We start from the raw sequence: 7,649 nt of genomic DNA on the forward strand, positions 1-7,649 counted from the left end.
CTTCATCGCTTACTTCATCGCTTACTTCATCGCTTACTTCATCGCTTACTTCATCAGTTACTATAGTTTCCTCTGATGAATTGGACTTAGATACTACTTGGCTAAACAAAGGTTTAGGTGGTGTTTGAGCTAATCTACTGAGGAAATAATAGGCAATCCCGGCGCCAATCCCTGCTAGTAAAGCTATACCGAGAATAAAACCAAATATAAACTGGATAATTGCCCCAAAAGTTTTCATTTTTCAAGATTGCTGTTTTAATCCATTTTTATAGTTTATCTTATCTCAATTAATAATTGTTTTCATGATAGTCGATTAAGAAGACTTTGTTATTAACCATAAGCTATAATATGATGTTTTGTTATGTAAAGGTAGATAAAATTAAGACTGTGCGTAAAATTATCATGGCTGGTAACTGGAAAATGCACAAAACTCAAGCAGAAGCTTTAGAGTTTTGGCAAGTTTTCCAATCTAAAATTGAAACTGACAACCCCAATAATAAAGTAGTATTATGTACTCCTTTTACTTGTTTGGACTTTCTCTGTAAACAAGTAAATAACTCAGGTGTGGAAATAGGTGCTCAAAATATACACTGGGAAGATAATGGCGCCTATACTGGAGAAATTGCTGGTGCAATGCTAACAGAAATCGGTGTTAAATACGTCATTGTTGGTCACAGTGAACGTCGTCAATACTTTGCAGATAGCGATGAAACTGTTAATTATCGTCTCCTAGCCGCACAAAGACACGGTTTAACTCCCATTTTGTGTATAGGAGAAACCAAATCCCAAAGAGATGCAGGGGAAACCGAAGACGTGATTATCAACCAAATCAAAAAAGGTATGGTTGATGTGGACCAAAGTAATTTGGTAATTGCCTATGAACCAATTTGGGCGATTGGGACTGGCGATACTTGTGATGCTAATGAAGCTAATCGCATTATTGGTATAATTCGTTCACAATTGAAGAATCAAGATGTGACTATTCAATATGGTGGTTCAGTTAAACCCAATAATGTAGATGAAATTATGTCTCAACCGGAAATAGATGGTGCTTTGGTAGGGGGTGCTAGTTTAGACCCAGCTAGTTTTGCTCGTATTGTCAACTACCAGTAGTTTACACCTGTGGTAAACTTTGAAAATTTTTGTCAAGGCAAGACAAAGAAGTAACAAGGGTTTTTGACTCAAAAATTTTTGGCTAAAAAAAAAGGGGCTTTTGCCCCGATTTCTTTTGATTATTATTGATTTGACTGCTTTTTAGTTGTTGACGTAGTCTATTTTCTCTTTTTTTCAGTTGTCTTTGTCTCGCTGAGCCACCTTTGCCTTTGTTATTACGTCCTTCCCGGCGTGGAGACTCCCAGCTTTTTAGTTGTCTTGCCATCTGTTTCTATTTATTTTTCTATCTCTATTACTATGATAGAGGATTTTTGTTGCTGTTGCCAATAATTTAATCAGAAGCTTTAAAAAATTCTTTGGCCTCAAATCCTCCTAAAGAGGCAATAATTGAGTTGGGAAAAGCACTGATTTTTTGATTGTACATTTGTACAGCATCATTAAATCTTTTTCTCTCTGTGGCAATTCTATTTTCTGTACCAGCTATTTCGTACTGTAAGTTGATATAGGCTTGAGAAGTACCAAAATACTGTTCAAATCGCTCTAAGGCTTTATTTATATCTTGATTAGCTTTTAGTTTATCAGATGGTGTTTCGGCTTTTAAATAGCGATCGCGCGACTGTTGTAGTATTTAAATTACTTCTTTTTCCTGTTGAGATTGGGCATTGACTACATTTACTAATCTCGGTATTAAATCACTACGACGTTGTAACTGGTTTTCTACCTGTGCCCAATTCGCATTAACAGTTTGTTCTGCACTTGATAAGGAATTAAAGGTAAATATACCCCACAATACTGCTAAACTAGCGATCGCCCCTCCCACATACATAGCTGTTTTTTTTCTTTTTTGGGCAGCTATTGCCTCTTGTTTGGCTATGCGTTTTCTTCTTGTACTTTTGCTAGGGCTTTTTCTATAATTTCTGGAGGAATATTTACTTCTTTCCTTGCCTCTTGTAACTCAGACACTGAATAGGATGATTGGGTTTCAGCGTACATTTCTGAGGCTACTTTAAATACTTCTGAGGCGATATCTTCTGGTATTGGTGAGTTTTGATTATTCATCAGTTTAACTCTGCTCTTTTTTCAGTTTGTCCCCACTGCTGTACATATTTAAATAACTCTCTTTGGTAGGATATTTTATTCTCAGCAAAAACTTTTTGAATAGTTGCTGTTAACTTTTCTAAATTCCATCCTTCCAGGGTGATTGCTTGAGATTCAAAATATTCTATTAAACTCAAACCAGCGACTCTTGTTAAGTAGGCGGCACTAGCTCCCTGTATGGTCCCTCCTGCTATATATGTAATGCTATTACTTTTCAGTAGACCTGCAATTGTTTGAGTGGATATTTCTACTAATCCTAACTTAACAATCAGTTCTCCCAGGGTAGCTGCTGCGGTTTGGGCTTGATTGAGGGAAAATTTTTGTTGATATATTTCCCCTATATCTACTAACATTTGTCCATTTATAGCCACTGTTGCTAGTAAATCTACTGCGGGAATGGGATTAGCGATGGCGGCAGTGGCTGCTAACCATTGATATCTTTCTATGATTGGTAGAGCGCGTTTTGCTTTTAACTCATTAGTTATTTGATTAATTTGTTGTTGTATGGCGATCGCTCTTCGCCAGGTAGTTGCCAATAATAACTTTTCTTGTTCCTGACTAATTATTTTATTTATTTGTGTTTCCATGGCTAGAATTTCTGGTTCACATTCTTCCATCCATTCTTTTATACTACCATCACTTTGATATTGTCTTACTTTCACTGGTTTAGGTTTAGCGGCGATTGCTACTATATTCTCTTGAGGAATAAGTTGTTTAACTTTTTGTTTAATTTGTTCTATTATTAAGACTTGTTCTGATTCTCGATATTGATCTTGTTTATTTAAAGCTATAATTACCGTATATTTTTCTCCACACCATTTTTGAATTTCTTGCCATTCTGATTCTGTCAAATCTCCCGTGGTCAAAAATATAATTATTGAAGCAGTATTTAACTCTGTTTCTGTATATATCAGATTATCGAGAGATTTATTTTCCAGTAAATTTTTCAGGGTAGTTTTACCTACTTTTTGGTTACCAGTGATAGCAATAGTTACTGTTTGACTATTTAGTAATTCTGGTAATTCTGTGATTTGTTGTTGTAAATCACTGGTATCTACTTCAGGGGCAAAATTTGTAGATAAATCTGAAAGCATAGAAGTTGTTTTAGTAATAGCTGCTGCTACTTGACTAGCATCGATAGTTGTGGGTAGAGAAGCAGCAGAAGAGTTAAGGGAAGTATGTTGACGGCGTTGGCGTTGTAGAAGCCATAAAACGCCGCCGAGGGCGATCGCCCCATTGAGGCTTAGTTGACCCATTTCCAAAAGAGAATCCCCCAAGTTTGACCAAATCCACACACCTAGAGACAAGCCAAATCCTGTTAATAAAATTGGCTTATGAATTTTTACCCCCATTGCTTTTGTTCCTTTTTGTGTAATTAATTTTTGAGTCTATTTATAGATATATTGTAGCAAAATGTGGTTAAGGACCCGAAAAAATCGCTGCTTCTACATCTTCTCGACTCAAAGAATATTTAAAGATTCTTTGAATATCTTCGCCGTTGGGGTTAGCTTGGAGATAAATAACCACAATTTCCTCAATATCGAGATAAATATCAGCTTGCCAAGAAGACTTATCTATATACCAGCGATTTATTTCTTGAGTATTCTGTTGACAGCCAAGATTAGTCAGCCAAGCTTCAATATCTGGGAGAGGATGGTTATAGAGAGGAGTATCAGGGCTAGGTAAAACCATAGTTCAACTTAAATATTTTTTACACTTTTGTTAAAAATTGTAGCTTAGAAAGGAGCGCCACAGGTAATTGCCAAGCCTCATCACCTCTAAAATAGGCGATCGCCACTGCTAGTAATAGACAACCCAAGAAAGTTAATACCAAAAGAAAGAGAGCAAAAATTTCTCCTGAGGACAAAGGGCGATCCGTTGGCCCAGAATAGGCTTTTGTGGCCCTAGAAGCTGTAGAAGAGTAGTCGGGTGGTGCTTGAATGACATTGAGGCGTGAATAGCCAATATCGAGGTCATAGAGATAACGTTTATCAGGGCTGCTCAAAGTAGCATAAGCTTCATTTAGTTCTTGAAACTTAGTTTTAGCGATGTTAACAGGCAAAGAAGTTGTATCAGGATGATATAGTTTACTCAGTTTTCGATAAGCGCGACGAATTTCCCAAGTAGAAGCCGAGGGATGTAAACCGAGTAAATTATAGTAAGTTAGTGTTGGTAATAGTTTTGACTTTTGAGAATTTGGATTAGCCATATTCTAATCAAAGGGACGATAAAAGTAACTAGTTTTTTTTGGATCTTAGCCTTAATTACCCGATGATTAAAGTGTAATTGGCCGCTAAAATTCTGTTAATGATTGTGGCAAAGCGTTGAGCTTCCTAGTAGGATTAGTTATATTATGTTCAAATAATTAATAATCATTCTTTCAAAGAGAAAGTCAATTTAGTACAGCACCGTTTTTACGTTATCAATATGTTGTGAGGAGTAAATATTGTGAAATTTCATTGGCTAGTACTGAGTTTCTGTGGTTTTCTACTTGGTTATTCTCCTGCTGAAGCTGCTAAGTTATTATCTTGGCGCTTTGACAATAACCAAAATCAGCTAAACATCAGAACAGATAGTGGTGTACAACCAGTAGTAAAAATAATTTCTAATCCGACACGCCTAGTAATTGACTTACCTGGCACAGTGGCTGATTTAGGGGATAGTAGTCAAATGGCTACACAAATTGTAGGAGGTGCTGTTAAAACTGTAAGAGTGGGACAGTTTCAACCAGATATAGCTCGTTTAGTCATAGAATTAGCCCCAGGATACATAATCGATCCCGCTAAAGTAAGTGTTCGTGGTTTATCTTCCCAACGTTGGGTGATTAACTTGCCTGAACCGGAGTTTAGTGATAGATTAGAAATAACACAAAGCGTAACAGAGAATCAGGGGACTAATAGTAATGCTAATAATGTGCCTGTAACCAATCCCCCTGAAATTGAATCAAGAGATTTTCATGTAACTCAAAATGGTTTGTTTGTACGTTTTGAAGAGCGAGAAAGCAACAAAATCTCTGTAAATAGAAGCGAAGATCGCACCTCAGTAGAAATAGATTTAACAGGAGTAACTTTACCACCTAGTTTAATAGGACAAAAAGCAGCAATTAACCAGTATGGAGTAAAATCCATAGAATTTGTGCAAGACTCTACCTCACCATCAATGGCTCGTTTAATTTTAACAGTAGAGGAAGAGAGTCCTGATTGGTTAGCTTCCTATAGTAGACTTGGTAACGGTGGCTTAGTTTTAATCCCTAAACAAAGACAAGTTGTAACCCGAACAGTTTCGCCAACTCCTAGGAGAAATATAACTTCTAGCGATGAAAATACTTCTGACACCAAAGCGATAGTGGAATCAATCGCCTTACAGGATAACAATACAAAACTAGTAATTAATAGTAATCAAAAAATAAATGTCCAGACAACTCGTAGAGTGAATGGAGTTTATCAAATTCGTTTGGACAACGCTGAATTAGCAGCTAATTTTACTAGACCCCAAATTATTCCTAATAGTCCGATTGCACGATTAAGAGTATGGCAAGAAAGCCCAGAAACAATAGTGGTACTAGTGCATCCGGCTATAGGAGTAAGTATACCTGGTCAAGTTGAACAAGAGGGAGAAAATCGCCTCGTGTTACGACTAGAAGAGTTAACACAAGTTAGTAGAGTATTAGATGATCCATCCACTCCACCAAGAGATTCTTCTAGTCAAACTCGTCCTCTAGAAAGGGCTTGGGCAAGATTAGAAAGAACTAATCAAAGACAAGTGGTAAATAATAATCAAGAGAGGCTAGTAGTGGTTATAGACCCAGGACATGGAGGTAAAGACCCAGGAGCGATTGGTATTAACGGTGTTCAAGAAAAAGACGTAATTCTGCCCATGTCTCTGAAGGTGGCTAGTATTTTAGAAGAACAAGGTATACAAGTGATTATGACTCGCGATCGCGATCACTATGTAAGCTTAAAAAATAGATCCACAATGGCTAACGAAAGAGGAGCTGATTTATTTATTAGTATCCATGCTAATTCTATGGGAATGAGTCGTCCTGATGTCAATGGCATAGAAACTTATTACTATCGAGATGGCCGCAACTTAGCTGAAGCAATTCATAATAGTATTTTGAGACGAGTTGACGTGGGAAATCGCGGCATTCGCAGTGCTCGTTTCTATGTACTACGTCATACTGCTATGCCAGCGGTGTTAGTAGAAGTTGGATTTTTAACAGGTCGAGAAGATGCGAAGAAACTCGCAGATCCTATTTTTCGTCAGCAGGTATCAGAGGCGATCGCTGCGGGAATTTTACAATATGTAAATAATCGTTAAGCCTTTTTTGATGATATTTACTTCCAATAATTATTTTTGAGCTATATATGGACAAATCTTCCAATCAAAGAATTGGTCTCTTCGATAGTGGTGTGGGGGGCCTAACTGTTTTAAAACAACTATATCAACAACTTCCTCAAGAATCAGTACTCTATTTCGCTGATACAGCCAGACTTCCCTATGGAGTGCGTTCTCCTGAAGAAATTATTCAATTTGTACGTCAGATTTTAACCTGGATGAGTCGGCAAAAAGTAAAAATGGTGATTATGGCTTGTAACACAAGCTCAGCCCTGGCTCTAGAAACTGTTCGTTGTGAGTTTGATCTACCTATTCTCGGTGTAATTCTACCTGGAGCACGAGCTGCTGCACACCAGGGCCGTAAAATTGGCGTGATTGCTACTCCTGCTACCGCTAAAAGTAATGCTTATACCCAGGCAATCAAAGAAGCTAATAGCACTGCCGAAGTTATTGAAATAGGCTGCTCAGCTTTTGTCCCCCTAATTGAGCAAAATCTTATTTACCATCCTTATACTAAAAAAGTAGTAATACAATATTTAGAACCTTTGTTGCAGAAAAATATTGATACTTTGATTTATGGATGTACCCACTATCGTCATTTAGAAACTATTTTTAAGCAAGTTATTCCCCAAAATATTCAGTTAATAGATCCGGCGAAACACGTGGTTATGGCTGCTAAGGGAGAATTAAAAATGCTTGGGTTTCAAAATCGCTTTTTCCCCAGTCCTAGCCGTTTTTGCGTTAGTGGTTGCCCTCGCAAGTTTGCTCTTTTATCTAAGCAATGGTTGGGTTTTACCCCCAAAGTAGAAAAAATTTGTCTACAGGAATCAGAAAAGTCATTTTACCTGCTTGGCGATCGCACTCTCACTTAGTTAGAGTTGAGTCTTGAAGTAATGAGTTTTGAAGTAATGAGTTAAAAAATTAATCCTAACCCCTTAAAAATTGATTCTCGCCTGTTGGCCTATTTAGTACTTTTGCACTTGCGTGCTTTGATATGAGCTTATTCCAAGAAGATGTGAATCCTTCACGACAAGACGGACAAGCAAGTTATAGCAAGCTCGCCAATAGATGTTGACAAAAATGATGAAAAGCCCCCCTTA

The 7,649-nt window shown here is 37.3% G+C and carries 8 protein-coding genes and 2 pseudogenes; 3 read left to right on the forward strand and 7 right to left on the reverse strand.

Annotation, left to right across the window (positions count from 1 at the left end):
• Window positions 1-238: pseudogene (locus MW688_RS18765) on the reverse strand (hypothetical protein); the annotation flags it as partial.
• 149 nt (window positions 239-387) lie between these two features.
• Here MW688_RS18765 and tpiA point away from each other — a divergent pair.
• Entirely contained in the window at window positions 388-1,113 is a 726-nt protein-coding gene (gene tpiA / locus MW688_RS18770; RefSeq protein ID WP_486737541.1) for a triose-phosphate isomerase, read from the forward strand.
• 82 nt (window positions 1,114-1,195) lie between these two features.
• Here the strand turns inward: tpiA and MW688_RS18775 are convergent, their stop codons facing one another.
• The 6 genes and pseudogenes from MW688_RS18775 to MW688_RS18800 form a co-directional block, all read right to left on the reverse strand.
• Window positions 1,196-1,378, reverse strand: a complete 183-nt coding sequence (locus tag MW688_RS18775) for a hypothetical protein (RefSeq protein ID WP_486737542.1) — start codon at window positions 1,376-1,378, stop codon at window positions 1,196-1,198.
• Between the two features lie 66 nt (window positions 1,379-1,444).
• A pseudogene (locus MW688_RS18780) lies at window positions 1,445-1,939 on the reverse strand (LemA family protein).
• Between the two features lie 44 nt (window positions 1,940-1,983).
• Window positions 1,984-2,172: a hypothetical protein gene (locus MW688_RS18785; RefSeq protein ID WP_486737543.1), complete on the reverse strand. Its 189-nt coding sequence runs from the start codon at window positions 2,170-2,172 to the stop codon at window positions 1,984-1,986.
• Entirely contained in the window at window positions 2,172-3,563 is a 1,392-nt protein-coding gene (locus tag MW688_RS18790; protein ID WP_486737544.1) for a YcjF family protein, read from the reverse strand. The genes MW688_RS18785 and MW688_RS18790 overlap by 1 nt, the downstream gene beginning before the upstream one ends.
• A 67-nt stretch (window positions 3,564-3,630) precedes the next feature.
• Window positions 3,631-3,903 carry a DUF3143 domain-containing protein gene (locus MW688_RS18795; protein WP_486737545.1) on the reverse strand — a complete coding sequence of 91 codons (273 nt, stop codon included), beginning with the start codon at window positions 3,901-3,903 and terminating at the stop codon, window positions 3,631-3,633.
• Between the two features lie 19 nt (window positions 3,904-3,922).
• Window positions 3,923-4,420, reverse strand: a complete 498-nt coding sequence (locus MW688_RS18800; RefSeq protein WP_486737546.1) for a J domain-containing protein — start codon at window positions 4,418-4,420, stop codon at window positions 3,923-3,925.
• A gap of 239 nt (window positions 4,421-4,659) precedes the next feature.
• On the opposite strand from MW688_RS18800, the gene MW688_RS18805 reads away from it, so the two are divergent.
• Entirely contained in the window at window positions 4,660-6,531 is a 1,872-nt protein-coding gene (locus MW688_RS18805; protein WP_486737547.1) for an N-acetylmuramoyl-L-alanine amidase, read from the forward strand.
• Between the two features lie 47 nt (window positions 6,532-6,578).
• A complete protein-coding gene (murI, locus tag MW688_RS18810) occupies window positions 6,579-7,421 on the forward strand; it encodes a glutamate racemase (protein ID WP_486737548.1) in 843 nt (280 codons plus the stop codon).
• Window positions 7,422-7,649 lie beyond the last annotated feature (228 nt).

This window comes from Johannesbaptistia floridana, assembly GCF_057440575.1.

Coding starts and splice junctions, on each gene's coding strand:
- MW688_RS18775 (WP_486737542.1), bottom strand. CDS start 1,378: ATGGCAAGACAACTAAAAAGCTGGGAGTCTCCACGCCGGGAAGGACGT.
- MW688_RS18785 (WP_486737543.1), bottom strand. CDS start 2,172: ATGAATAATCAAAACTCACCAATACCAGAAGATATCGCCTCAGAAGTA.
- MW688_RS18790 (WP_486737544.1), bottom strand. CDS start 3,563: ATGGGGGTAAAAATTCATAAGCCAATTTTATTAACAGGATTTGGCTTG.
- MW688_RS18795 (WP_486737545.1), bottom strand. CDS start 3,903: ATGGTTTTACCTAGCCCTGATACTCCTCTCTATAACCATCCTCTCCCA.
- MW688_RS18800 (WP_486737546.1), bottom strand. CDS start 4,420: ATGGCTAATCCAAATTCTCAAAAGTCAAAACTATTACCAACACTAACT.
- murI (WP_486737548.1), top strand. CDS start 6,579: ATGGACAAATCTTCCAATCAAAGAATTGGTCTCTTCGATAGTGGTGTG.